At 72.6% G+C, this 24778-nt stretch carries 20 protein-coding genes and 2 pseudogenes; 11 read left to right on the top strand and 11 right to left on the bottom strand.

Annotated features, from left to right (window positions below; all coding sequences use genetic code 11):
* The first annotated feature begins 109 nt into the window (after positions 1-109).
* The 4 genes from dxs to OG432_RS03530 all read left to right on the top strand — a co-directional run bounded on the left by dxs (position 110) and on the right by OG432_RS03530 (position 4321).
* Positions 110-2017, top strand: coding sequence for a 1-deoxy-D-xylulose-5-phosphate synthase (gene dxs, locus OG432_RS03545; protein ID WP_328307592.1), 1908 nt, complete (start codon positions 110-112; stop codon positions 2015-2017).
* Positions 2014-3450 carry an aspartate aminotransferase family protein gene (locus tag OG432_RS03540; protein WP_328307590.1) on the top strand — a complete coding sequence of 479 codons (1437 nt, stop codon included), beginning with the start codon at positions 2014-2016 and terminating at the stop codon, positions 3448-3450. Before dxs ends, OG432_RS03540 begins: the two co-directional genes overlap by 4 nt.
* Before the next feature lie 91 nt (positions 3451-3541).
* Positions 3542-4135 (top strand): helix-turn-helix domain-containing protein, encoded by a 594-nt coding sequence (locus OG432_RS03535; RefSeq protein ID WP_328307588.1) that lies wholly within the window; start codon positions 3542-3544, stop codon positions 4133-4135.
* 15 nt (positions 4136-4150) lie between these two features.
* Positions 4151-4321, top strand: a complete 171-nt coding sequence (locus OG432_RS03530) for a DUF6126 family protein (RefSeq protein ID WP_328307587.1) — start codon at positions 4151-4153, stop codon at positions 4319-4321.
* Between the two features lie 33 nt (positions 4322-4354).
* On the opposite strand, the gene OG432_RS03525 is transcribed toward OG432_RS03530, so the two are convergent.
* Positions 4355-5170, bottom strand: a complete 816-nt coding sequence (locus OG432_RS03525; RefSeq protein WP_328307585.1) for a tyrosine-protein phosphatase — start codon at positions 5168-5170, stop codon at positions 4355-4357.
* A 409-nt stretch (positions 5171-5579) separates the two neighbouring features.
* Here OG432_RS03525 and OG432_RS03520 point away from each other — a divergent pair, with 409 nt between their 5' ends.
* Positions 5580-6824: a S53 family peptidase gene (locus tag OG432_RS03520; RefSeq protein WP_328307583.1), complete on the top strand. Its 1245-nt coding sequence runs from the start codon at positions 5580-5582 to the stop codon at positions 6822-6824.
* 109 nt (positions 6825-6933) lie between these two features.
* Here OG432_RS03520 and OG432_RS03515 read toward each other — a convergent pair.
* Positions 6934-8055: pseudogene (locus OG432_RS03515) on the bottom strand (erythromycin esterase family protein).
* A 311-nt stretch (positions 8056-8366) separates the two neighbouring features.
* Here OG432_RS03515 and OG432_RS03510 point away from each other — a divergent pair.
* Positions 8367-9158, top strand: coding sequence for an SGNH/GDSL hydrolase family protein (locus OG432_RS03510; RefSeq protein ID WP_328307581.1), 792 nt, complete (start codon positions 8367-8369; stop codon positions 9156-9158).
* A gap of 45 nt (positions 9159-9203) precedes the next feature.
* On the opposite strand, the gene OG432_RS03505 is transcribed toward OG432_RS03510, so the two are convergent.
* Both OG432_RS03505 and OG432_RS03500 read right to left on the bottom strand, forming a co-directional pair.
* Positions 9204-10193, bottom strand: coding sequence for an NAD-dependent epimerase/dehydratase family protein (locus tag OG432_RS03505; protein WP_328307578.1), 990 nt, complete (start codon positions 10191-10193; stop codon positions 9204-9206).
* 89 nt (positions 10194-10282) lie between these two features.
* Entirely contained in the window at positions 10283-10882 is a 600-nt protein-coding gene (locus OG432_RS03500; RefSeq protein WP_328307576.1) for a GNAT family N-acetyltransferase, read from the bottom strand.
* A gap of 70 nt (positions 10883-10952) precedes the next feature.
* Between OG432_RS03500 and OG432_RS03495 the strand changes: the two genes are divergently transcribed.
* Together OG432_RS03495 and OG432_RS03490 are read left to right on the top strand one after the other, a co-directional pair.
* A complete protein-coding gene (locus OG432_RS03495; RefSeq protein ID WP_328307574.1) occupies positions 10953-11402 on the top strand; it encodes a PPOX class F420-dependent oxidoreductase in 450 nt (149 codons plus the stop codon).
* Between the two features lie 125 nt (positions 11403-11527).
* On the top strand, positions 11528-12724 hold the full coding sequence (locus tag OG432_RS03490; protein ID WP_328307573.1) for an MBL fold metallo-hydrolase: 1197 nt from the start codon (positions 11528-11530) through the stop codon (positions 12722-12724).
* Between the two features lie 72 nt (positions 12725-12796).
* Here the strand turns inward: OG432_RS03490 and tsaD are convergent, their stop codons facing one another.
* On the bottom strand, positions 12797-13858 hold the full coding sequence (gene tsaD, locus OG432_RS03485) for a tRNA (adenosine(37)-N6)-threonylcarbamoyltransferase complex transferase subunit TsaD (protein ID WP_328307572.1): 1062 nt from the start codon (positions 13856-13858) through the stop codon (positions 12797-12799).
* Positions 13859-13965: 107 nt separating this feature from the next.
* On the opposite strand from tsaD, the gene OG432_RS03480 reads away from it, so the two are divergent.
* A complete protein-coding gene (locus OG432_RS03480; RefSeq protein ID WP_328307570.1) occupies positions 13966-14391 on the top strand; it encodes a thiol-disulfide oxidoreductase DCC family protein in 426 nt (141 codons plus the stop codon).
* Positions 14392-14435: 44 nt separating this feature from the next.
* On the opposite strand, the gene OG432_RS03475 is transcribed toward OG432_RS03480, so the two are convergent.
* Together OG432_RS03475 and OG432_RS03470 are read right to left on the bottom strand one after the other, a co-directional pair.
* Positions 14436-16343 carry a chloride channel protein gene (locus OG432_RS03475; RefSeq protein ID WP_328307569.1) on the bottom strand — a complete coding sequence of 636 codons (1908 nt, stop codon included), beginning with the start codon at positions 16341-16343 and terminating at the stop codon, positions 14436-14438.
* A 244-nt stretch (positions 16344-16587) separates the two neighbouring features.
* Positions 16588-16839: a hypothetical protein gene (locus OG432_RS03470; protein ID WP_328307567.1), complete on the bottom strand. Its 252-nt coding sequence runs from the start codon at positions 16837-16839 to the stop codon at positions 16588-16590.
* Between the two features lie 142 nt (positions 16840-16981).
* On the opposite strand from OG432_RS03470, the gene OG432_RS03465 reads away from it, so the two are divergent.
* Positions 16982-17569: a MarR family winged helix-turn-helix transcriptional regulator gene (locus OG432_RS03465; protein WP_328307566.1), complete on the top strand. Its 588-nt coding sequence runs from the start codon at positions 16982-16984 to the stop codon at positions 17567-17569.
* A gap of 31 nt (positions 17570-17600) precedes the next feature.
* A pseudogene (locus OG432_RS03460) lies at positions 17601-17684 on the top strand (NAD-dependent epimerase/dehydratase family protein); the annotation flags it as partial.
* Between the two features lie 339 nt (positions 17685-18023).
* Here the strand turns inward: OG432_RS03460 and narI are convergent.
* The 4 genes from narI to OG432_RS03440 are packed head-to-tail and all read right to left on the bottom strand — an operon-like array spanning position 18024 to position 24703.
* On the bottom strand, positions 18024-18764 hold the full coding sequence (gene narI / locus OG432_RS03455; protein WP_328307564.1) for a respiratory nitrate reductase subunit gamma: 741 nt from the start codon (positions 18762-18764) through the stop codon (positions 18024-18026).
* Positions 18761-19381 (bottom strand): nitrate reductase molybdenum cofactor assembly chaperone, encoded by a 621-nt coding sequence (narJ, locus tag OG432_RS03450; protein WP_328307562.1) that lies wholly within the window; start codon positions 19379-19381, stop codon positions 18761-18763. Before narJ ends, narI begins: the two co-directional genes overlap by 4 nt.
* Entirely contained in the window at positions 19378-21027 is a 1650-nt protein-coding gene (gene narH / locus OG432_RS03445) for a nitrate reductase subunit beta (protein WP_328307560.1), read from the bottom strand. The genes narJ and narH overlap by 4 nt, the downstream gene beginning before the upstream one ends.
* A gap of 4 nt (positions 21028-21031) precedes the next feature.
* The gene (locus tag OG432_RS03440) at positions 21032-24703 is read right to left on the bottom strand and encodes a nitrate reductase subunit alpha (RefSeq protein WP_328314984.1); all 3672 of its coding nucleotides are present in this window, start codon (positions 24701-24703) and stop codon (positions 21032-21034) included.
* Positions 24704-24778 lie beyond the last annotated feature (75 nt).

Below are 24778 nucleotides of genomic sequence, written 5' to 3'. Positions count from 1 at the left end.
GCCCCGGAGGGCCGGTCCCTCCGGGGCTCGTCGCGTGATCGGCCCGGCGGCGCCGCGGAGCGCGGGGGCGATCGCGCGCCGAACGGGATCGACAGGAGGGGGCCCGAACATGACGATCCTGGAGAACATCCGGGGGCCGCGCGACCTGCGCGCGCTCGACCCGGAACAGCTGCGTCAACTCGCCCTGGACATCAGGGAGTTCCTCATCCGCGCCGTGGCGCGGACCGGGGGCCACCTCGGGCCCAACCTGGGTGTGGTCGAGCTCACCATCGCCCTGCACCGGGTCTTCGACTCGCCGGCCGACCGCATCCTGTGGGACACCGGCCACCAGAGCTACGTACACAAGCTGCTCACCGGGCGGCAGGACTTCTCGAAGCTGCGCACCAAGGGCGGCCTGTCCGGTTATCCCTCGCGCGCCGAGTCCGAGCACGACGTCATCGAGAACTCGCACGCCTCCACCGTGCTGGGCTGGGCGGACGGGCTCGCCAAGGCCCACGAGGCGCTCGCGCGCACGGGCCACGTCGTCGCCGTCATCGGGGACGGCGCGCTCACCGGCGGCATGGCCTGGGAGGCGCTCAACAACATCGCCGCCGCACGCGACCGCCCGCTGATCATCGTGGTCAACGACAACGAACGGTCGTACGGGCCGACCATCGGCGGCCTCGCCCGCCACCTCGCGACCCTGCGCACCACCGACGGCTACGAACGGGTCCTGGCCTGGGGCAAGGAGGTGCTCCGGCAGACGCCCGTGGTGGGGCAGCCGCTGTACGGGTCGCTGCACGGGGCGAAGAAGGGCTTCAAGGACGCGATCGCGCCCCAGGGCATGTTCGAGGACCTCGGGCTGAAGTATCTCGGCCCGGTCGACGGGCACAGCACCGAGGCCGTCGAGTCCGCGCTGCGCCGCGCGCAGAGCTTCCACGGCCCCGTCCTCGTGCACTGCCTGACCGAGAAGGGCCGCGGCTACCAGCCGGCCCTCGACGACGAAGCCGACCGCTTCCACACGGTCGGCGCGATGGACCCGCTGACCTGCGCCCCGCTCGCGCCGTCCAACGGGCCCTCCTGGACGGCGGTGTTCGGCGAGGAAATGGTCCGTATCGGCGCCGAGCGGCCGGACGTCGTCGCCGTCACCGCGGCGATGCTGCACCCCACGGGGCTCGGCGCGTTCGCCGAGCGCTTCCCGGAGCGGGTGTGGGACGTCGGCATCGCCGAGCAGCACGCCGCGGTGAGCGCGGCCGGGCTCGCCACCGGCGGCCTGCACCCGGTCGTCGCCGTGTACGCGACGTTCCTCAACCGGGCCTTCGACCAAGTGCTCATGGATGTCGCGCTGCACCGGTGCGGAGTGACGTTCGTCCTCGACCGGGCCGGGGTGACCGGCGTGGACGGTCCCTCCCACAACGGGATGTGGGACCTGTCGATGCTCCAGGTCGTGCCCGGACTGAGGATCGCCGCGCCGCGCGACGCCGGCCGGCTGAGGACCCAGCTGCGCGAGGCGGTGGACGTGGCCGACGCACCGACGGTCCTGCGCTTCCCCAAGGAGTCGGCCGGGCCCGACATCCCGGCGCTCGCCCGGATCGGCGGCATGGACGTACTGCGCCGGGACGAGGACGCCGATGTCCTGCTCGTCGCGGTCGGCGTGCTCGCCCCGGTCTGCCTCCAGGCGGCCGAGCTGCTCGCCGGGCGGGGCATCAGGTGCACGGTGGTCGACCCGTGCTGGGTCAAGCCCGTCGACGAACAGCTCGCTCCGCTGGCGGCGGCGCACCGTCTGGTCGCGGTCGTGGAGGACAACGTCCGCAGCGGCGGCGTCGGTTGGGCCGTCGGCCAGGCCCTGCGGGACGCCGGCGTGGATGTGCCGCTGCGCGGTTTCGGCATCCCCGAACAGTTCCTCGCGCACGCCAAGCGCGCCGAGGTGCTGGCCGACATCGGGCTCACCCCGGTGGAGATCGCGGGACGGATCGGCGCCGCGCTCGCGGCCACGGAGGAAGCCGCCGCGGCGGCAGGGAAGGAGAAGGACGCATGACCGACGGCGAGCCGCAGGCCTTCGCGGCACCGGACACGAAGACCCCCGAGGGCAAGGCCTTCGACCTGGCGCGGCTCCTCGCCGAGCGCGGGGGCGAGCGCTACGAACTGCACGGCAAGTACCTCAACCACCAGCTCCCCCGGATGCTGCACACCATCGGCTTCGACAAGGTCTACGAGCGGGCCGAGGGTGCGTACTTCTGGGACGCCGAGGGCAACGACTACCTCGACATGCTCGCGGGGTTCGGCGTCATGGGCCTCGGCCGCCACCACCCCGTCGTGCGCAAGGCGCTGCACGACGTCCTGGATGCCTCGCTCGCGGACCTGACCCGCTTCGACTGCCAGCCGCTGCCCGGCCTGCTCGCGGAGAAGCTCCTCGCGCACAGCCCGCACCTGGACCGGGTCTTCTTCGGCAACAGCGGCACCGAGGCCGTGGAGACCGCTCTCAAGTTCGCCCGGTACGCGACCGGAAAGCCCCGGGTCCTCTACTGCTCGCACGCCTTCCACGGTCTGACCACCGGCTCGCTCTCCGTCAACGGAGAGGCCGGCTTCCGCGACGGGTTCGCCCCGCTGCTGCCCGACACGGCGCTTGCGCTCGGTGATCTGGGCGCGCTGGAAAGGGAGTTGAAGCGGGGCGACGTCGCGGCCCTCATCGTCGAGCCGATCCAGGGCAAGGGCGTGCACGAGGCGCCGCCCGGCTATCTGCTCGCCGCGCAGGAGCTGCTGCACCGGCACAAGGCGCTGCTCATCGCCGACGAGGTGCAGACCGGCCTCGGGCGCACCGGCGACTTCTACGCCTACCAGCACGAGGCGGGCGTCGAGCCGGACCTGGTGTGCGTCGCGAAGGCGCTCTCGGGTGGCTATGTGCCGGTCGGTGCCACCCTCGGCAAGGAGTGGATCTTCAAGAAGGTCTACTCGTCGATGGACCGTGTCCTCGTGCACTCGGCCAGCTTCGGCTCCAACGCCCAGGCGATGGCGGCGGGGCTCGCCGTGCTGTCGGTGATGGATCAGGAGGGGATCGTCGAGAACGCGCGCACCACCGGAGATCTGTTGCGCACCCGGCTCGCCGCTCTCATCGACCGCTACGAGCTTCTGGCGGACGTCCGAGGACGCGGGCTCATGATCGGCATCGAGTTCGGGCGGCCGTCCTCGCTCAAGCTGCGCAGTCGCTGGACCATGCTCCAGGCCGCTCGCAAGGGCCTGTTCGCGCAGATGGTGGTCGTGCCGCTGCTCCAGAAGCACCGCATCCTCACCCAGGTGTCGGGCGACCACCTGGAAGTGATCAAGCTGATTCCGCCGCTCACCGTCACCGAGCGCGAGGTGGACCGGTTCGTCGAGGCCTTCACGGCCGTCATGGACGACGCGCATGGCGGAGGATCGCTGATGTGGGACTTCGGCCGGACCCTGGTGACACAGGCGGTCGCCAACCGCTGACCCGGGCGGCGCCCACCGCCGCCTCGTCGCGGACTTTGCCTCAGAGGCAAAAAGTTTGCCTCTGAGGCAATGGCCTGCCTGAATGGAGTGCATGAGCACTCCTGGCGAGGATATCGCCGCACTCCCGGGCGTCGCACCCCGGCTGCGCGAACTGCGCCGCCGGCGCGGGCTGACCCTGGAGGCCGCCGCGCAGCGGGCCGGCCTCTCGCCGGCCCATCTGTCCCGCCTGGAGACCGGCGCCCGCCAGCCTTCGCTGCCGATGCTGCTCGCGCTGGCCCGCATCTACGGTACGACGGTCTCGGAGCTGCTCGGTGAGATGCCGCCCGAGCGCGAGCCCGTCATCCGGGCCGGCCGTGGCGCGCCGCGCGAGGCCGACGGCTGGACGTACCACCAGACCGGCGGCCCCGGCCGCGCCATGCAGGCGCTGCGCGTCGAGGTCCCGTACGGCACCCAGCGGGAGCTCGTGCGGGTCCACCCGGGCGAGGAGTGGCTCTACGTCCTGAGCGGGCGGCTGCGGCTGAGTCTCGGTGACGCCGCCCATGAACTCGACCCGGGCGACAGCGCGCACTTCGATTCGCTGACCCCGCACCGGATCTCCGCCGCCTCGCACGGCGGAGCCGAGTTCCTCTTCGTACATACCCTGCTGCAGAGCCCCGATCCGCATCCGCACCACCCGCACAGCTGAGAGGACGGCACCGACATGTCCGAGCACGAGAGCGCTCCCACCGTGGTGAGGCCCCGCAAGAACATCGAGGAGACCGCCGAGACCAAGTTCCCGAGGGGACTGGTCGTACGCCTCTTCGCCTACCTCATCGCCGGACACATCTTCGCGGGCTTCCTCTATCTCCTGTTCGAGGTGGGCGGCAAGTAGCGTCCGGCCCTGTGCCCACGGTGACGCGAGCCCTCAGGCGGAGCCCTCGAGGAGCCGGCCGCGCAGCCGCTCGCGGGTCTCGTCGGTGAGCTTCAGACCCTCCCGGAAGTAGCGCTCGTTGGAGCCCCAGGTCGTCCCGATGGCGTCGAAGGCGGCGTGCAGATAGTCGGCGCGGGCATCGAAGAGGGGGCTGAGCAGCTCCATCACCTCGGGGGACATCGCGTCGGCCGACGAGCTGGTGCGGCGGACCCGGTAGCGACGGTGCGGGGCGTTGGACTTGAGGTAGTCGGCTTCGATGGCGTCCCGCTCCACGCCGACCGCGAGCAGGGCCACCGCTATGGAGATGCCGGCCCGGTCCTTGCCCGCGGCGCAGTGCATCAGGGCGGGCACGCTGTCCTCGGCGAGTGCGTGCAGCACCCTGCTGTGCTCCGCGGTGCGCCCGGTGACCACCTCGCGGTACGACGCGATCATCCGGTCCGCGCCCTTGGTCCCCGAGAGTGCGGACCGCAGCTCGTCGAGGTCGCCGTCGCGGACCATCTTCCAGAACTCGGCCCCGTCGGCCGGGTCCGTCAGCGGAATGTTGACGTTGCGCACGCCCGGCAGCGCGATGTCGGGCCCCTCCAGCTTCTGGTCCCCTGCGTTGCGGAAGTCGAAGACGGTGTGCAGCCCGAGCGTGGTGAGGAAGGCGGCGTCCGCCGCGGTGGCGTGGGCCAGGTGACCGCTGCGGAAGAGCCTGCCGCCGCGCACCCGCAGGCCGTCCACGGTCGGCAACCCGCCCACGTCACGGAAGTTGCGCACCCCCGACAGCTCGGGCTCGGTCGTGGGGGCCTGCGGAATCTCTTGGGTCACGGGGACTCCTGACGTCGATCCTGGCGGCGCGGCCTGCGCGTCTCCCGACGATACGACACGCGTCCTTGGGGCAGCCGTCCCCTTGCCCACCCGCTCGGATGTCGCCCCGACGGCGCGGCGGGGCCCGGGGGAGCGCGGCCCGGGAGTCCAATGCGGGTCGCGGGCAAGGGCCTTGCCGATTCCGGTGGGATCTCTTCACCGCTCCGTCACCGCAGCCACAAGTCCCCACAGAGTCGAGAGAAAGCCTTTGCCGTGGGGCTCCTGTCAACCAGTGGTGCCTGTAGGTACGTTCATGACTGCCCCCACTCGCCGTGGTGGCAATCTCCGAACGTCAATTTGTCATGCACTCGACGTTTCTTCGCGTCCGGTCCGTCCCAGGTCCGGACGATCCACCCATGGAGGAAGAACCGTGCACCACATACGAACCTCCAGGTTCGGACATCGATCCGCCGGCACCGCGTCCGCGGTTGTCTCCCTTCTCGCGCTTGTCACGGGCGGCCTGCTCGCCGCCGCTCCGTCGGCCGGCGCCCAGCAGGCGCCGGCCCCCGCATCCGGCGTCAAGCAGCTGTGCGCGACGCAGGCGAAGCCCGGCGTGATGCACTGCCTCGCGCTGGAGCGTACGGACGTCCAGCACCACAGAGGCGTCACCGCCGACGCCGCCCCCTCCGGTCTCGGCCCCGCCGATCTCCAGAAGGCGTACAACCTGCCGGCGAACGCCGGGGCCGGGACGACGGTGGCGATCGTGGACGCGCAGGACGATCCGAGCGCGGAGTCGGACCTGGCCACCTATCGTTCCCAGTACGGTCTTCCGGCGTGCACCACCGCGAACGGCTGCTTCAAGAAGGCCGATCAGAACGGTGGCACCAACTACCCGACGGCGGACTCGGGTTGGGCCGGTGAGATCTCCCTCGACGTCGACATGGTCAGTGCCGTGTGCCCGCAGTGCCACATTCTGCTCGTCGAGGCGAACTCGGCGAACATGGACGACCTCGGTGCCGCGGTGAACCGCGCGGTCACGATGGGCGCCAAGTACGTGTCCAACAGCTACGGCGGCTCCGAGGACTCCAGCGACACGGCCGCCGACAGCAAGTACTTCAACCACCCGGGCGTCGCCATCACCGTCTCCTCCGGCGACAGCGGCTACGGCGTCGAATACCCGGCGGCCTCCCCGTACGTCACCGCGGTCGGCGGCACCTCCCTGAAGAAGGACAGCAGTACGCGGGGCTGGTCCGAGTCGGTCTGGGGCTCCAACGGCGGTGGTGACGGCGCCGGTTCGGGCTGCTCCGCCTATGAGGCGAAGCCGTCCTGGCAGAAGGACAGCGGCTGCGCCAAGCGCACCGTCGCCGACGTCTCCGCGGTCGCCGACCCGGCCACCGGTCTCGCCGTGTACGACAGCTACCAGGCCAGCGGCTGGAACGTGTACGGCGGCACCAGCGCGTCCTCGCCCATCATCGCCGGCGTGTACGCCCTGGCCGGCGCCCCGAGCGCCGACTCCACTCCCGCCTCCTTCCCCTACGCCCACACCTCCGCCCTCAACGACGTGACCTCCGGCGCCAACGGCAGCTGCGGCACCTACCTGTGCACGGCGGGCTCCGGCTACGACGGCCCGACCGGCCTCGGCACCCCGAACGGCACCGCCGCCTTCACCGGCTGATCCGCCCAACCACCCATGGAAAGGGGGAGGGGCCGCCGCATCGCGGCGGCCCCTCCGGCCGTTCCGCGGAGTCGCGCCCGCGACGTCGCGTCCTGTGCGGGGCGCCTCTTCACGGCAGCCACCGCACCACGGACGCCTCCCGGATGTGGACCAGCACGTCGAACGCGTCGGGGAGCGAGCCGACGGCGAGATGCTCCAGGGTGTCGCGCGCCGGGTCGTACACGCCGCTGATGACGCGCAGCTTCGCCGGACCGCCCCAGTCGCGACGCGCGGCGTCGCCGCGCAGATCGAGCCAGTGGGCGGGCAGATCCACCTCGCCCAGCCGCGCGTCGACGGTGTCCCCGGCCGGCGGCGGTACGACGACCGCGCCGAGATCCCCGTGATGGAAACCGATCGCTACGCAGACGTACCGGGCGCCGTAGCGTTCACGCAGCCGGCTGCCGACGTTGGGCCCGTGCCCGTGCCCGTGCCCGCTCCCGGCCGCCATGCCCAGCTCTGTCGGCGCGGCCGCCGTGTGGGCGATGCCGTCCCAGTAGACGACGCGCAGACCGGTGCGCTCGTGGAAGTCCTCGATGATCCGCGCCGCCGCCTCGGGCTCGCCCGCGAAGCTGCCCCGGCCGGCCACACTGCGCTCGTGGAAGTCCACGATGGTGCGCATCCTCGCGACGACGGCCTCGTGCCCGTCGGATTCCGGCAGGGACAGGACCAGCGCGAGCGCGTCGCGCGCGTCGTCGGCGAAGGGGCGTCCAGGATGCGTCCCTCGCGCGCGCTGCACGTGCTCGTCGCTCTGGTGGGCGGTGCGGATCGGGTCCAGATGGGAGGCCGCCCGCGCGAGCAGCTCCGGGGCGCGCTCGCGGACATGAGCCAGAACCGCGTCGTAGTCCTTGGGTCGTGCCTGCACGGGCTTCACGCCGAAGATCCGTACCTGGTCCTACGGATGGCTCCGGTTGAACGCGCGGATCCACTCCAGCGTCCCGGCCATCTCCTCGGTGCGCCACGGCCGCCAGGCGCCGGCGAGCACCGATGCGGCCGTGCCCGGCCTTCCGCGTACGTACCGGTCGAGGTCGGCACCGGTGTCCGCACCGTCCTGCACCGCCAGGGCCCGGAAGCCGTGCCGGCCGACGAGCCGGCGCAGGAGCTGGTCGCGTACGCCGAAGGTCTCCCGGGAGGAACGGGTGGACTCGCCGGCGCCGACGGCCGCCGCCCCGTTGGCGAGGCCGGCGGCCAGCACGTCGAGGGAGGGGGCGGAGAGCGAAGTAGGGGAGGGGGTGGAGGAGGGGGCAGGGGCGAGGGAGGCGCGCGCCGAGGCGAGGGGTCTTCGGTCATGCCGCTCAGCCTGTGACCTCAAGTGCGGGCGAGGTCAAGGGTGTCGCGGCACAGGGGTGCGAGCGGAGGTGAAGCACCCGTTCCGGTACGGCAGTTGGGGAGGCCGGCCGGCGCTATTCCCGGTCCGGGGAAACTGACCGGGTGGTCTATATCACCCCCCGTCAACCCCTCCCTACGGTGGCGTAGGTCACTCGCGTTGGAGGAGGATGAGCCCTCGTGGCAGACGATTCGAGATCATTCAGCAACGGCACGTTCGGGTCGTACACGGCGATCGGCGACAGCTTCACGGAAGGCGTCGGCGACCCCGGCCCCGACGGGACGTTCGTCGGCTGGGCGGACCGGTTCGCCGTACTCCTCGCCGACCAGCGGCCGGAGGGCTCCTTCCGCTACGCCAACCTCGCGGTGCGGGGCAAGCTCCTCGACCAGATCGTCGAGGACCAGATCCCCAGGGCCAAGGAACTCGCCCCCGACCTGGTGAGCTTCTGCGCCGGCGGCAACGACATCATCCGTCCCGGCACCGACCCCGACGAGGTGGCCGAACGCTTCGAGCGGGCGCTGGCCGACCTGAAGCCCGCCGTCGGCGCCGTCATGGTGACCACGGGCTTCGACACCCGCGGCGTCACGCTCCTGCGCCATCTGCGGGGCAAGATCGCGACGTACAACGGGCACGTGCGGGCCATCGCCGACCGCTACGACTGCCCGGTGCTCGACCTGTGGTCGCTCAAGTCCGTCCAGGACCGGCGGGCCTGGGACGGCGACCGGCTGCACCTGTCCGCCGAGGGGCACACCCGGGTCGCGCTGCGCGCCGCCCAGGTGCTCGGGCTCGACGTGCCGGCCGACCCGGACCAGCCGTGGCCGCCGCTCCCGCCGCGGGGCACCCTCGAGGTGCGGCGCGACGACATCCACTGGGCGCGCGAATACCTGGTGCCGTGGATCGGGCGACGGCTGCGCGGGGAGTCGTCGGGCGACGCCGTCTCCGCCAAGCGTCCCGACCTGCTGCCGCTCTGAGCGTCCCGTCGCTGAACGGGACGCCGCAGCGGGCGAGTCGGGTGATCAGCGGGCGAGTACCGCCGCCTCGGTCTGCGGGTCGAGGCCCACGCGGGGGCGGTCCGGGCGCTGGGGCGCCGTCCCGCCGACCGACCGGAGCCAGGCCCATGTGTCGGCGACCGTCTCCTCGACGGAGCGGCAGCGCAGCCCGGTGGCCAGCGCCTTCGTGGGCACCGTGCGGTGCATCGTGTCGTACAGCTCGCCCGGCGGAATCCACACCGGCAGGTGCTGCCACGGCTCGATTCCGGCGGCGAGGATCGCCTCGGGGCCGGTCCAGCGCAGTACGGCCCGCCCGCCGGTGACCCGCACGCAGGCATCGAGGAGCGAGCCCATCGTGGCGTGGCCGGGCGGGGCGACGAGGTTGTACGCGCCCCCCAGGCCGGCCCGCGCCGCGGCCAGGATCCACTCGGCGAGGTCGCGGCAGTCGATGTACTGCACGCCCAGGTCGCGCGGTCCGGGGGCGAGCATGTCGCCGCCGCGTGCCGCCCGGGTCAGCCACCACGGCAGGCGGCCGATGTTCTCCCACGGGCCGAGGATCAGTCCCGCACGCACCAACAGCGCCCGGTCCGCGCCGAATTCACGGACCGCGGCCAGTTCGCCGCCGCGCTTGGCCTGCGCATAGGGCACCTCGCCCGTCTCGTCGGGGGAGCCGTCCACGACCGGTGCCCCCTCGTCGGCGCGGGGCGGCGTGGGATGGGGATACACCGAGCGGCTCGACACGTACACGTACCGCTCGACCCGTCCGGCGAGCAGGCGGGCGGCGTCGCGTACCGCGACCGGGGCGCCGGACCAGGTGTCGACGACGACGTCCCACTCGCCGTCCCGGAGCGCCGCGAGCCCCTCGGCGGCGGTGCGGTCGCCGTGCAGCGAAGCCACCCCGGCGGGCGGCTCGTGCCGGCCCCGGTGAAAGACCGTCACCTCGTGCCCGCGGGCGAGCGCGGCCTCCGTCACGGCCCGGCCGACGAATTCCGTTCCACCCAGCATCAGCAGTCTCATGCCGGCCACTCTGGCCGCGGAGCGGGAGGCGGGCAACGGTTGCTTGCTGTGGGCGTAATCGGCGCGGGCCGGGCGCGGATCGGGCCGGGTCAGGCCTCGTGCGGCCAGGGATCGCCCGCCACCCGGGCGTGCAGGTGCTCGTCGTGCCAGCCGTCGGCGTGCAGCAGCGCGCCGCGCATCGTGCCTTCGAGAGCGAACCCCGCCCGCCGCGCCACCCGGCACGAGGCGGGGTTGCGCACGGAGTGCGTGATGCGCAGGCGGTGCAGCCCGAGTTCGTCGAGCGCCCACCGGCCGACCCGCACGGTGGCGTCGAGAGCGGCGCCCGCGCCGCGGCCCGAGGGGAGCAGCCAGTACAGGAGTTCCCCGCTGCCGCCGTGCAGATCGAGGTCCCCGATCCCCAGCAGGCCGACAGCCCGGTCGTCCGCGCGCCGAGAGATCGCCCAGATCGCCCCGGCCTCCTCGGACCAGCGCCGCCCCCAGCGGGCGATCTTCTTGCGCGCGGTGTCCGGCGACAGCGGTTCGACCCGGTTCCACCGCACGATCGCGGGGTCCAGGCACGAAGCCACCAGGACGGGCGCGTCCGACTCGCGCCAGGGGCGCAGCTCGCGGCCGCCGGGCAGGACGAAGGTGGGCTGGGGATGCCGCGCCATCCGCCCGGCGGGCACCACGGGGGGTATCGGAGTGATCATCCCCGCATCATGGCAGGCGGCGCGGGGGCGGTCCCGGGAATCCGGCCGCCCGGATCCGCGTTCCCCAGCCATGACGGCATTCGAGGCACCTCAGGAAGCGCTGCTCGCCCTGGTCGCCGAGCACGGCGGTGGCGTACTGGTCACCCTGAAGCGGGACGGGCGGCCCCAGCTCTCCAACGTCAACCACGTCTTCTACCCGGCGGACGGCGTCATCAAGGTCTCGCTCACCGACGACCGGGCCAAGACCCGGAACCTGCGGCGCGATCCCCGGGCGAGCTACCACGTGACCAGCGACGACCGCTGGGCATGGACGGTCGCGGAGGGGACGGCCGACCTCACCCCCGTCGCCGAGGACCCCGAGGACGCGACGGTCGAGGAACTCGTCGCCCTCTACCGGGACGCGCAGGGGGAGCACCCCGACTGGGACGAGTTCCGCGCCGCCATGGTCCGCGACCGGCGTCTCGTGCTGCGGCTGCATGTGGAGCGGGCGTACGGTCAGGCTCGTCGGGGCGGAGCCTGACCGTGCCCGGCCGACGGCGCCCACCGCCCCGGCGCGCGAGCGCCCGGCGTGCGCGCGCGACGGCGGGCGTGAGGGCGGACGAGGGGGCGCACATAATGAAAACAACCCGAATCCCAGGAGGTGCCGTGACCGGCGCTGGTTCTCTGCATCCGCTCCGTTCCAGACTCCGCGAGCTGCGGTCCGACGCGTTCGGCGCGGACTCGAAGGGCGAGCGCTGGGCCCGGATCCGCCGCTCGCCCAACTTCGCGGACGGCGTGTTCCAGAACCCCGAGGGCGCGCGCACCCGGCCCTCGGGCTCCACCGTGGAGTTCGCCAAGCAGTTCCTCGCCAAGGAGCAACGCGCCCGGCGCGCACCCACCGGAACCATTCCGGTCCACCCGACCACCCTCGCCGACATCGCCGTGCCGCCGGCCACCGGGCTGCGCCTCACCTGGATGGGGCATTCGAGCGTGCTCGCCGAGATCGACGGCCGGCGGGTGCTGTTCGACCCGGTGTGGGGTGAGCGCTGCTCCCCGTTCGCGTTCGCGGGACCCAAGCGGCTGCACCCCGTCCCGCTGCCGCTCGCCGCGCTCGGCCCGGTCGACGTCGTCGTGATCTCCCACGACCACTACGACCACCTCGACCTGCCGACGATCCGCGCGCTCGCCGGGACGGGCACGGTGTTCGCGGTGCCGCTCGGCGTCGGCGCGCACCTGGAGCACTGGGGTATCGGCCCGGACCGGATCCACGAGCTGGACTGGAACGAGTCGGCCGAGGTCGCGGGGATCACGCTCACCGCGACGCCGGCCCGCCACTTCTGCGGTCGCGGTCTGCGCAACCAGCAGCACACCCTGTGGGCCTCGTGGGTGGTGGCCGGGCCCGACCACCGGATCTACCACAGCGGCGATACGGGCTACTTCGACGGCTTCAAGGACATCGGCGCGCAGCACGGACCGTTCGACGCGACCATGATCCAGATCGGGGCCTACAGCGAGTTCTGGCCCGACATCCACATGACTCCGGCCGAGGGCATGCAGACCCACCTCGACCTGCAGGGCGGCGCTCCGCGCGGCGTGACGATGCCGATCCACTGGGGCACGTTCAATCTGGCCCCGCACGCCTGGGCCGAGCCCGCCGAGTGGACGAAGGACGCCGCGGAGAGGGCGGAACAGGCGGCGGCCTTCCCCCGCCCCGGCGAACCCTTCGAGCCCGCGGGCGAGCTGCCCACGACGCCCTGGTGGCAGCCGCTGTCCGCGCCGCTCGACCATCCCTGGCGCACGGCGGGGGCTCCGGCCGTCGCGGTGGAGCCGCTGGGCGAGCTCGACCTCGCGGGCGAACGGTGACGCGGGGCTGAGCCGGCTCGGACCCGCCGACGCGGGTGGAGCCGGCAGGCGTGGCCCCGTACGGATGCGGGGCTACGCGGCGCGCACGGCACGGGCGCGCGGGTGCAGCGCGGCGTACTCCAGCGGGGCCGACGGGTCGACGGAGACGTCGAGCGGAGCCGGTTCGGCGCCCGCGCGGATCAGCAGGTCGCCCACGGCGGCGATCATCGCGCCGTTGTCGGTGCACAGCTTCAGGGGCGGCACCCGCAGCGTGATCCCGGCCGCCGCGCAGCGCTGCTCGGCGAGCGAGCGCACCCGCGAGTTCGCGGCGACCCCGCCCACCACGACCAGCGTGGCGACCCCGTGCGCACGGCAGGCCGCCACCGCCTTGCGGGTGAGGACGTCCGCGATGGCCTCCTGGAGCGCGGCCGAGCCGTCGGCGACGGCGAGCGGCAGGCCCGCGTGCCGCTCGGCCCAGCGGGCGGCGGCCGTCTTGAGCCCCGAGAAGGAGAAGGCGTACGGGTCGTCGCGCGGCCCGGTCAGCGGACGCGGGAATGCGACGGCGTTCGCGTCGCCGGTCCGGGCCGCGCGGTCGATGGCGGGGCCGCCGGGGTAGGGCAGCCCGAAGACGCGTGCCACCTTGTCGAAGCATTCGCCCGCCGCGTCGTCCAGGGTGTCGCCGAGGTGCGTGATCGGATCGCGTGCCAGGTCCCGTACGAGCAGCAGCGAGGTGTGGCCGCCGGACACGATGAGCACCACGCACGGGTCGGGCAGCGGGCCGTGCTCCAGAGTGTCGGCGGCGACGTGCCCCGCCAGGTGGTGGACCCCGAACAGCGGCACGTCCAGGGCGTACGCCAGGCCCTTCGCGCCCGCGAGACCCACCTGGAGGGCGCCGGACAGGCCGGGCCCGGTGGTCACGGCGACCGCGTCGATGTCGGCCATCCGCAGCCCGGCCTCGTCGAGCGCCCGGTGGACGACCGGGGTGAAGGAGTGCACATGGGCGCGGGCGGCGATCTCGGGCACGACGCCGCCGTACCGGGCGTGCTCATCCATGCTCGACGCCACCGCGTGGCCCAGCAGCCGCCCGCCCCGCACCAGACCCGCGCCGGTCTCGTCGCACGACGACTCGATCCCGAGCACCACCGGACCGCCCACCCCGAACACCTCTTCTGCATCTTTCTTGCTATTGCGAACCTTGCGCAACAAGGATAGACGGCCGTTCGGTGCCGACGGGCCGCGCCGGGGCGCGGCAGAATGGCGGCATGCGTACGCGACGCACTCGACCGGTCCTCGTCTACGACGGTGACTGCGCCTTCCGCGGCACCTGTGTGAGCTTCGCCGAGCGGCGTCTGCGGCCCCGCTGCGAGAGCGTCCCGTGGCAATTCGCCGATCTGGAGGCTCTGGGGGTCACCCAGCAGCGGGCCGAGCACGAGGTGGTGTGGGTCACCCCCGCCGCGACGGTGTACGGCGGGGCGCAGGCCGTGGCCAAGCTGCTGCTGAGTACGGGTGGCGGGTGGGGCGTCCTGGGGGCGCTGCTCACGCTGCCTCCCGTGCGGTGGATCGCCCACGGGCTCTACCGGCTCGTCGCAGGCAACCGCGATCGGATGCCGGGAGGCACGCCGGCCTGCGCGCTCCCCACGGAGCGGCGGCCGGCCGCCGGGCCCGCGCCCTCGCCGACCGGGTACTGAGCCCGGCACGGCCGGGCCGCCTCGGCCGGCGCGGGCGAGAACCGTCAGCCGGCGTGCCGGGCGGGGAGCGGTGTCGGCTCCTCGTCGGCCGGCCGCGGCTCGCTCCCGGCGCCCGACGCCACGACGAGGGAGCGGCCGCGGCGGGGCCGCAGCGTCAGATGGCGCTGGCGGTGCTGCTCCTCGTGCAGGTCGACCCGGCGTGCGTGCAGGAGCTGACGCAGACTCACCAGACCCTCCAGGCGCGGGTGTTCACCGCGGCCGACGATGAGGATCCGGGTGATGTCGTGCTCGGCCATGCGGTTGGCCAGGGTGCGCAGCGTCTCGTCCTCGAACGCGGTCACGGCCGGGCGTGCGACGTCGGCCAGGAGGGTGCCGTCGTCGTCGGCGCCGTGGACCAGCTGATGGCGGGTGACGACACCGGCGAGGGTGTCTCCGTCGAGCACGGGGTAGAGGCGCTGCGCCAGAAGCCCGTCGGGGTCGCCCGCCTCGTAGGCGCCGTGCAGCGTCCGGGCGGCCTCGCCCACCGTCCGCCCGGCCTCCAGGGTCAGACGCAGCGGAGTCTCCAACTGCCGTACGAGATGGACCTCCAGCGGGTCGACGGAGTACTCGCGGGTCAGGTGCATGCCCCGCCGCGCGAGCTTCTCGGTGAGCACCGAGCGCTTGAGCACGATGACCGACAGGAGGTACGCGGCCGAGGCGGTGATGACCATGGGGATGAGGGCGTTCATCTCATGGGTCAGTTCGAGGCAGAAGACGATGCCGGTGAGCGGTGAACGCATGACACCGCCCAGCACGCCCGCGAGCGAGACCAGTGCCCAGAAGCCGGGACTGACCCCCGGGAAGACGAGCCCTTCGGCGGCGCCGAGCGCTCCGCCGATCATGAACATGGGCGCGAGGACGCCGCCCGAGGTGCCGGAGCCGAGCGACAGGCCCCAGATGAGGGTCTTCACGACGAGGATGCCGATGATCAGGCCCGTCGTGGCGCGCCCGGTCAGGAGCTGGTCGATGACGTCGTAGCCGACGCCGAGGGCGCGGGGCTCGAAGAGGCCGCCGACGCCGATGATCGCACCGCCGATGGCCGGCCACCACATCCAGTGGAAGGGCAGCTTGGCGAAGAGGTCCTCGGAGAAGTAGACGAGCCAGGTCGAGCCGAGGGCGAGCAGTCCCGCGGCGAGGCCCGCGACGACGCACAGCCCGTACGCGGACGGGGACAGATGTGCGGGGACGTGGGAGCCGCCGAACAGGGGCGCGGTACCGAGCAGCGGGCCGCGTACCAGCGTGGCGGTCGCGGCGGCGGCGGCGACGGGCAGGTAGGAGCGCGGCCGCCACTCGAAGAGCAGCAGTTCGACGGCGAGCAGGATGGCGGCGAGCGGCGCGTTGAACGTCGCCGCCATGCCGGCCGCGGACCCCGCGACGAGCAGCGCCTTGCGTTCGTCGGTGGTGACGCGCAGGTGCTGGGAGATGATCGAGCCGACCGCGCCGCCGGTCATGATGATGGGCCCCTCGGCGCCGAACGGGCCGCCGGTACCGATGGATATCGCCGCCGACAGGGGCTTGAGCACGGCCACGCGGGGCTGTACGCGGCTGCCGCCGATCAGGATTGACTCGATGGCCTCGGGCATGCCGTGGCCGCGGATCTTCTCCGATCCGTACCGCGCCATCAGGCCGATGACCAGGCCGCCGACGATGGGCATGACCACCAGGAGCCAGCGGTGCGGGGTGCCGTGCGGCGCCGTCGTCGAGAAGGCGAACCGGCCGTAGAAGCAGAGGTTGGTGACGAGCGCGATCAGCTTGAGGAGGGCGACGGCGACCAGCGCCGCGGCTGCGCCGATCGGAAGGGCGAGCGCGGTGATGGCCACGACGCGCGGCGGGACGTGGAAGTCCCCCAGGTGCGGGACCTTCACGCCGTGGCGTGCGGGTGGATGAGGATGGGCGGCACTGGAGAAGGGCATGGCGGGGCTCCGTACGAGGGCAGGGCAACAGGGCGGGGTCCACCGACCCGGGCACGGCTGGGTGCCCGCGGGCCCGGGGCGGCGGGGGGGGGGAGAGAGAACGGGCGACGCTGCCCGTCGGGAAGGGAGAAGGAACAGGGACGGAGAGAGGGAGGCCGGGGAGCGCGGGAGCGGGGTCTGGGCGCTCATGTGCCCGAAGGCGCGGCGCGCTTCGTCGAGCGCGGAGCCTGCGGACGCGGCCCCGTCAGCCGACGGGCGGACGGGCCGCCGCGACGCGGCCGGAACGCAGGACGCGGATCGTGGTGCGGTGGCAGACCCGGCACATGTTCCCGGTCAGAGGGGAGGGCACCCGAACGCCCCGGACGTAGTAGTCCGCGCGCGGGACGCCGTTCGCATCCGTCGAGTGGTGTATCGCGTACGAACCTTCCCAGGCGTGCCCGCAGTGCAGGCACACGAACGAATAGGCTTCGCGTATCGGCTCCACCGTCATCGTCATTCACTCCTTGCTGACCGTCCCGTCGCGCCCGCGCAGGTCCGGTCGATCCGAGCACAGGCTAACATTGCAGACTGCAATGATTACAGGGGCCGCTTGTCCGTCTTGAGGCAGTCTCGACACATCGGGGTGGATATCGATGTCCATGGCGCACGACGAACCCGCAGCACAGCAGCCGCGGCGGCCTTCCGGCAGTGCCGCAGGTCACACGGCCGCCGACCGGCATGCGCTGGACCGGGAGGCCGAGGAGGTCGCGCTCGCGGTCATGGCGGCCTCCCGGCTCCTGGTCGCCATCTCCGCGCGGGCCCTCACGTCGATCGACGACTCCATGACGCTGCCGCAACTGCGCGCGCTGGTGGTCCTGGAGAGCTGTGAGCCGCTCAAGCTGGCTGCCATGGCGGCGACGCTCGGGGTGAACCCGTCCACCGCCATGCGGATGGTCGACCGCCTTGAGGCCGCCGGTCTGGTCGACCGCAGGACCAATCCGGCCAGCCGGCGCGAGGTCGTGCTGAACCTGACGGACGCGGGCCGCTCCCTGGTGGGCAAGGTGATGGCGCACCGCCGGGCCGAGGTGGGCGCGCTCGTCGCCCGCGTGCCCGCGGAGGAGCGGGCCGGGCTCGTGCCGGCCCTGCGTGCCCTGACCCGCGCGGCCGGCGAGCTGGCCGTGGACCCCTTCGACGAGGTGCGCCGCGTCGGCGGGCTCGTCGAGGATCCGCTCGCGCCCGGACGCTGACGGCGATCGCGAGGGGGCGGGACGGACGAAGGTGCTGGTGGCGGGCGCGACCGGCTACTTGGGCGGCCGGGTCGTACGCGAGCTGGCCGAGCGCGGCCACGAGGTCAGGGCGCCGGCCCGCACGCGGGACCGACTGGCCGCCGGTCCGTGCGCGCGCCGGCGCCGGCAGGTTCGTCTCGGTGTCGGTGGTGCGCTCGCCCGGCCTCGAACGCGTCCAACTGGTCCGGGCCAAGCGGGAGTTCGAGGCGGAACTGAGGCGCTCCGGGCTCGCGCACACCGTGCTCCACCCCCGAACGGGTACTTCTCCGGCATGGACGAGTTCCTGGCCATGGCCCGCAAGGGGCGCGCCATCGTCCTGGGAAGCGGAGACTTCCGCGTCAACCCCGCCGACGGGGCGGACGTGGCGGCGGTCGCCGACGGCTGAGCGGGGCGGAGTGGCACCTCGCGGCCGCGGTCAGCGCGGCACGGGCTTCTCGCGCCGCGACCGGACCGTGGCCGCGGGATGGCGGTACGGCGTGGAGCGGGCCCGCGAGCGGTAGACGACGTACGGCCTGACCAGGTAGCCCACCGGCGCCGTGAAGGCGTGGACGAGCCGGCTGAAGGGCCACGCGGCGAACAGGGTCATCGCAAGCAGCGCGTGCAGGCGGTACACGAGCGGCGCGTGCGCCATCGCGTCCACGTCGGGATCGAGCGCGAACAGGCTGCGGAACCACACCGATACGCCGAGGCGGTAGTCGTACGGATTGGTGGCGCTGGTCGCGGTGGCCGTGAGCCCCGCGAGCAGGACCAGCGCCAGCAGCGGGTGGACCAGCCGGTCGCTGCGGCTGGTGGCGCGGCGCACGCCCGGGGTGCGCAGCCGGCGTACCAGCAGAATGCCGAGGCCCGCCGCGGCCGCGACCCCCGCGGCGCCGCCCATGGCCAGCGCCGAGGCGTGGTACATCTCCTCGCTGACGTGCAGGCGCTGGGTGAGGGCCTCGGGCACGAGCAGACCCGTGATGTGCCCGCCGACGACGAGCAGCAGCGCGTAGTGGAACAGCGGGCCGCCCACCCGCAGCAGCCGCGACTCGTGGAGCTGGCTCGAGCGGGTGGTGAACCCGAAGCGGTCGTAGCGGTAGCGCCAGGCGGTGCCGGCGACCAGGACAGTCAGGACGAGGTAGGGCAGGACGCCCCACAGGGCGATGTGCAGGTGCGTCACCGGCGGGCTCCTTCGGTGGGCCGCGAACCTCGGGGCGGGAAGGGGGCGAGACCCACGGTCTCGGTGGGCGGGCCGCTGCGCGCCAGGCGCAGGGCCGCCGCGTGGTCGGCCGGCGCGGGCCCCGGCAGGGTCCGGCACACGGCCCGCACCACATCGGCGTACGGGCTGCGGAACTTCTCCAGAGCGTGGCCGAGCAGCTCGATCGCGGCCCGGTGCTCGACGAGGACGGCGAGCCCCGGCTCGGGGCAGCGAGCGGCGAACTCCAGGACGCCGGGCAGGAAATCGGGCAGCTCTCCGTCGCCCTGCTCCCAGCCGTGGTCGCGGAACAGGGCCTTGAGGCGGGCGAGGGAGGCGCCGCGGCGCCGGGTGTCGCCATCGGTGTAGTAGGTCAGGTGCAGCGCGCGGCGCCGGCTGCGGTCGAAGGTGGCGACATAGCGGGCGCCGAGTTCCAACGGCGCCACGGTGGCCACGGCGTCGCAGAAACCGCCCAGCAACTCCGCTTCGGGACAGGGAAGTTGGCCAAGCGCTGTGCGTACGAGACTCAGCCGCCCCGGCCACTCGGCGTCGGGGTAGCCCAGCAGGAGCGAGGCGGCCTGGTGGAGAGCGGGGCGGTTCACCGGTCCTCCTCCTTTCCGCGGCGCGGGAAGAGCCCGCCCGGGGCGCCCCGGCCGTCCCAGTTGAGCAGGTTGACCCGGCCGCGCAGCCCGGCGTTCGCCGAAACGCCCGCACCGGTCGCGGGCACCGGTGACGCGTGGAAGGCCTCCATGCCGGGCAGCCCCGCCTCGTACATGCCGGGACCGCCGTCGCCGTCCAGGCTGCACCCGTCGCCGGGATCGCTGGGCACCGACCCGGTGTAGCTGGTGGGAATCACATAGCGGTCCTCGTACTTCGCCACGGCGAGCAGCCGGTACATCTCCTCGATGCGCCGTTCGTCAAGGCCCACACCGCGGGCGATCGCCGGGTCGCGTTCCTCACCGAGGTTGATGCGGCGCATGTGGGCGCGCATCGCGGCGAGCCGGCACAGCGCCGCTTCCACCGGCCCGGTGTCACCGGCCGTGAACAGGCCCGCGAGGTACTCCAACGGGATGCGCAACGAGTCGATGGCGCCGAAGAGCTGGGCGGGATCCTCTCCGTCGTGGCCGATGCGCGTCAGCGAGTCCACGACCGGCGAGAGCGGCGGCACGTACCAGACCATGGGCATCGTGCGGTACTCCGGATGCAGCGGCAGCGCGACCCGGTAGTCGGTGATCAGGGCGCGGACCGGTGAGCGGCGCGCCGCCGTGATCCAGTCGTGCGGGATGCCCGACTCCTCGGCGGCGCGGGCCACTTCGGGATCGTCCGGGTCGAGGAAACAGCCCAGCTGCGCCTCGTACAGATCCTTGTCGTCGGCGACGGCGGCGGCCTCGCCGACCCGGTCGGCGTCGTACAGCATCACGCCGAGGTAGCGGAGCCGCCCCACACACGTCTCCGAACAGACGGTGGGCTCACCCGCCTCGATGCGCGGGTAGCAGAACGTGCACTTCTCGGCCTTGCCGCTCTGGTGGTTGAAGTAGATCTTCTTGTACGGGCACCCCGACACGCACATCCGCCAGCCGCGGCAGCGGTCCTGGTCGACCAGGACGATGCCGTCCTCGATGCGCTTGTACAGGGCGCCCGAGGGACAGACCGCCACGCACGACGGGTTGAGGCAGTGCTCGCAGATGCGCGGCAGGTAGAACATGAACGCCTGCTCGTACTCCAGGCGCACCGATTCGTTCATCTGCCGCAGCACCGGGTCGCCGGCCAGGTGCTCGGGGCCGCCGCCCAGGTCGTCGTCCCAGTTCGGCCCCCAGGTCACCTCGGTGGGCCGGCCGTCGATCAGGGAGCGCGGCCGGGCCGTGGGGACGTCGTCGCCGAGAGGGGCGCTGGTCAGCGTCTCGTAGTCGTAGGTCCAGGGCTCGTAGTAGTCGGCGAGGGTGGGCAGTTCGGGGTTGGCGAACAGGGTGGCGAGGCGCCGCGCCCGGCCGCCGCTGCGCGGCACGAGACGGCCGCTCCTGAGCCGCCAGCCGCCCTTCCACTTCTCCTGGTCCTCGTGGCCGCGCGGGTAACCCTGGCCGGGGCGGGTCTCGACGTTGTTGAACCACGCGTATTCGGTGCCCGAGCGGTTGGTCCACGTCTGCTTGCAGGTGACCGAACAGGTGTGGCAGCCGATGCACTTGTCGAGGTTCATGACCATGGCGACCTGCGCCATGACACGTCCGATGCGTGCTTCGCGACGGGGCATGGTCTCAGTACTCCACGTTCTGCGAGCGGCGGCGGATCACGGTGACGGCGTCGCGCTGGTTGCCGGTCGGCCCGTAGTAGTTGGGCGCGAACGACAACTGGCCGTATCCGCCGATCAGATGGGTCGGTTTGATCAGGACCTTGGTGAGCGCGTTGTGGACACCGCCGCGCCGGCCCGTCGTCTCGGACTTGGGGACGTTCACCATGCGCTCCTGCACGTGGTACATGAACACGGTGCCGGCCGGCATGCGGTGCGAGACGATGGCGCGGGCCACGACGACGCCGTTGGCGTTGACCGCCTCGACCCAGTCGTTGTCCGCCACGTCGATGGCCTCGGCGTCCTGGACGCTCATCCAGATGACGGGCCCGCCGCGCGCCAGGGTCTGCATCAGCAGGTTCTCCTGGTACTCGGAGTGGATGGACCACTTCGAGTGCGGGGTGACATAGCGGACCGCCACCGAGCGGGCCCCCGGCTCCTGTGTCCCGGTGTATTCGCCGAGCGCCGCCAGGTCCAACGGCGGTCGGTACAGCGGGAGTTGCTCGCCCAGCTCGGCCATCCAGTCGTGGTCGAGGTAGAAGTGCTGGCGACCGGTGAGGGTGTGCCAGGGCTTGCGGTGCTCGGTGTTGATCGTGAAGGGGGAGTAGCGGCGGTCGGGGGCCTCCTTGCCCGACCATTCGAAACTGGCCCCGACCTGGACGGGCCCGCGCTGGGTGTCGGAGAACACCACGCGCCGCTCGGAGACCGTCTGGGAGAGGGAGGCCAGATGGCTCTCGGGCCCGCAGCGCAGGGCGAGTTGTTCGAATCCCTCGGCGGCCAGGCGGCCGTTGGTGGTGCCGGACAGGGCGAGGATCGCCTCGCAGAGTTTGACGTCCGTGTCGAGCAGCGGCCTGCCGCTCGCCGGACCGTCGGGCGCCACACCGCACCGGCTGGCCAGCCAGCGCGCCTCGGGTCCTGGGTGGACGGTGACGCCCTTCACCGTCATGCCGTGCTGCTCGGCCAGCGGGCCGAATGCCGCGAGACGGTCGGCGACGGCGGTGTAGTCGCGCTCCACCAGCGTGAGGTCCGGCATGTTGAACCCCGGAACGGGGGAGGGGCCGCCCCGCCACTCGGGGGTGCTGCCACCGGGCTGGGCCATTTCGCCCGGAGTGTCGTGGTGCAGGGCCGTCGCCACCAGGTCGTACGCCGTGTCCAGGTGTCCCGCGGCGAGCTCGCTGAACTTGGCCGCGAGCCCGTGGAAGATCTCGAAGTCGGTACGGGCCTGCCACGGCGGGTCGATCGCCGGCGAGAACGCGTGCACATAGGGGTGCATGTCCGTGCTGGACAGGTCGTGCTTCTCGTACCAGGTGGCGGCCGGCAGCACCAGGTCCGCCATCAGCGTCGTGGACGTCATGCGGAAGTCGAGGGCCAGCAGCAGGTCGAGCTTGCCGCGCGGCGCCTCCTCCCGCCAGACGACGTCGCGGGGCCGCTCCTCGGGGGCCGCTTCGTCGGCCGACGCGTTGTCGCTGGTGCCGAGCAGATGGCGCAGGAAGAACTCGTTGCCCTTGGCGGACGAGCCGATGAGGTTGGCCCGCCACACGGTCAGCACCCGGGGCCAGTTGGCCGGAGCGTCCGGATCGGACGCCGCGAACTCAAGTTGCCCGGCGGCGAGTTCGCCCGCCGTCCACTCTCCCGGCTCGTGCCCACTGGCGTGGACCCGGGCGCCGAGGTCGAGCGGGTTGGCGGTGAAGGTGGGGTACGAGGGCATCCAGCCGAGCCGGGCGGACTGCGCGACCAGATCGGCGGTGTGCCGCCCGCTGAACAGGCCCTGCCCGACCGGCGACGCGAGCGCGTCCGCACCGTATTTCTCGTAGCGCCACTGGTCGGTGTGCAGATACCAGAAGGGCGTTCCGGCCATCTGCCGTGAGGGGCGCACCCAGTCCGCCGCGGACTGCATCTGCTGCCAGCCGGTGTAGGGGCGCACCTTCTCCTGCCCCACATAGTGCGCCCAGCCGCCGCCGTTGACGCCCTGACAGCCCGTCAGGAGCAGCAGGGACAGGAAGGAGCGGTAGATCGTGTCGGAGTGGAACCAGTGATTGGTCCCCGCCCCCATCACGATCATGCAGCGGCCGCGGGTCTTCTCCGCGGTGTGCGCGAACTCTCGCGCCGCCCGCACCACCGCGCCCGCGGGCACCGAGGTGATGGTCTCCTGCCAGGCCGGCGTGCACGGCTGGGAGGCGTCCTCGTAGTCGACGGGCCACTGCCCCGTGAGCCCCTCGCGCCACACGCCGTACTGGGCGAGCAGCAGGTCGAAGACCGTGGTCACCCGGCGCCCGCCGATCTCCCGCACCGGCACCGCGCGCCGCATCGTGCCGGCCCGGTCGAAGCGGGGCAGCAGGATCTCGGCGCTCAACGCGCCCGTCGCCCGGTGGAAGGTCAGCTCGGGCACGACGTCACCCAGCTCCAGGTTCCACCGCCCCTCGCCCTCCTTGGACCAGCGGTCGCCGAGGGTGCCGCCCGGCACGACCGGCCTGCCGGACACCTCGTCGACCAGGACCGGCCGGAACCGGTCGGCCGCGGCGTCCGGCTCGTCCCCGAGCCCCACGTCGGCGGCGGTCACGAACTTTCCCGCCACGTTGCGGCCGTCCTCGCGCGCCGTCACCTCCACCAGGAACGGCAGGTCGGTGAACTGCCGTACGTAGTCGATGAAGTACGGCACCCGCCGCTTCACGAAGAACTCGCTCAGGATGACGTGCCCCATGGCCATGGCCAGCGCCCCGTCGGTGCCGGGATGCGGGTGCAGCCACTCGTCCGCGAACTTCGTCGCGTCGGCGTAGTCGGGGGAGACCACCACCACCTTCTGCCCCCGATAGCGTGCCTCGGCCATCCAGTGCGCGTCCGGCGTCCGGGTCACCGGCACGTTCGAGCCCCACAGCATGAGGTACGCGGCGTCCCACCAGTCGCCCGACTCCGGGACGTCCGTCTGGTCGCCGAAGACCTGCGGCGAGGCGATCGGCAGGTCCGCGTACCAGTCGTAGAAGGACAGCATGGGCGCGCCGATGAGGGAGTGGTAGCGGGCGCCGACCGCGTGCGAGGCCATCGACATCGCGGGGATCGGGGAGAACCCCGCGACCCGGTCGGGCCCGTACGCCTTGATGGTGTGCACCTGGGCGGCGGCCGCGATCTCCAGGGCCTCGCCCCAGCCGACCCGCACCAGGCCGCCCTTGCCCCGGGCCGACTGGTAGCGCCGGCGCCGCTCGGGGTTCTCGGTGACCTCGGCCCAGGCCGCCACCGGGTCCTTCAGGCGCGCCTTCGCCTCGCGGTACATCTCCACCAGGACCCCACGGGCCAGCGGGAACCGTACGCGGGTGGGGGAGTAGGTGTACCAGGAGAAGGAGGCGCCGCGCGGGCAGCCGCGGGGCTCGTACTCCGGGCGGTCGGGGCCCACCGACGGGTAGTCCGTCTCCTGCGTCTCCCAGGTGATGAGCCCGTCCTTGACGTACACCTTCCACGAACACGACCCCGTGCAGTTCACCCCGTGCGTGGAGCGCACCACCTTGTCGTGGGCCCAACGCTCGCGGTACGGCTCGTCGTTGACCTTCTGGTCCGCGCGGTACACGGCCCTCAGATCGGGTGTCGTCGTGGTCCGCCGCAGTATCCGCCCGGCTCGCAGAAGCTGTTCCGTGGTGTTCGCCGCCACCTTCTCCGCTTCCTTGCGGGCACTGCGCCGTACTGACACCGTCGCTCCTTCCAGGGCTGCCCGGAACGCACCGGT

It is taken from the genome of Streptomyces sp. NBC_00442, assembly GCF_036014195.1.
In the GTDB taxonomy this organism is placed as follows: domain Bacteria; phylum Actinomycetota; class Actinomycetes; order Streptomycetales; family Streptomycetaceae; genus Streptomyces.
The sequence above is the reverse complement of the archived record's forward strand: the minus strand, read 5'-3'. Positions and strand labels throughout refer to the sequence as shown.

What these genes read in the sequence shown, in the direction of transcription:
- OG432_RS03495 (WP_328307574.1), top strand. Translation starts at nt 10,953, where the DNA reads ATGACGGCATTCGAGGCACCTCAGGAAGCGCTGCTCGCCCTGGTCGCC.
- OG432_RS03505 (WP_328307578.1), bottom strand. Translation starts at nt 10,193, where the DNA reads ATGAGACTGCTGATGCTGGGTGGAACGGAATTCGTCGGCCGGGCCGTG.
- dxs (WP_328307592.1), top strand. Translation starts at nt 110, where the DNA reads ATGACGATCCTGGAGAACATCCGGGGGCCGCGCGACCTGCGCGCGCTC.
- OG432_RS03535 (WP_328307588.1), top strand. Translation starts at nt 3,542, where the DNA reads ATGAGCACTCCTGGCGAGGATATCGCCGCACTCCCGGGCGTCGCACCC.
- OG432_RS03540 (WP_328307590.1), top strand. Translation starts at nt 2,014, where the DNA reads ATGACCGACGGCGAGCCGCAGGCCTTCGCGGCACCGGACACGAAGACC.
- OG432_RS03530 (WP_328307587.1), top strand. Translation starts at nt 4,151, where the DNA reads ATGTCCGAGCACGAGAGCGCTCCCACCGTGGTGAGGCCCCGCAAGAAC.
- OG432_RS03500 (WP_328307576.1), bottom strand. Translation starts at nt 10,882, where the DNA reads ATGATCACTCCGATACCCCCCGTGGTGCCCGCCGGGCGGATGGCGCGG.
- OG432_RS03475 (WP_328307569.1), bottom strand. Translation starts at nt 16,343, where the DNA reads ATGCCCTTCTCCAGTGCCGCCCATCCTCATCCACCCGCACGCCACGGC.
- OG432_RS03480 (WP_328307570.1), top strand. Translation starts at nt 13,966, where the DNA reads ATGCGTACGCGACGCACTCGACCGGTCCTCGTCTACGACGGTGACTGC.
- narH (WP_328307560.1), bottom strand. Translation starts at nt 21,027, where the DNA reads ATGCCCCGTCGCGAAGCACGCATCGGACGTGTCATGGCGCAGGTCGCC.
- OG432_RS03470 (WP_328307567.1), bottom strand. Translation starts at nt 16,839, where the DNA reads ATGACGATGACGGTGGAGCCGATACGCGAAGCCTATTCGTTCGTGTGC.
- OG432_RS03465 (WP_328307566.1), top strand. Translation starts at nt 16,982, where the DNA reads ATGGCGCACGACGAACCCGCAGCACAGCAGCCGCGGCGGCCTTCCGGC.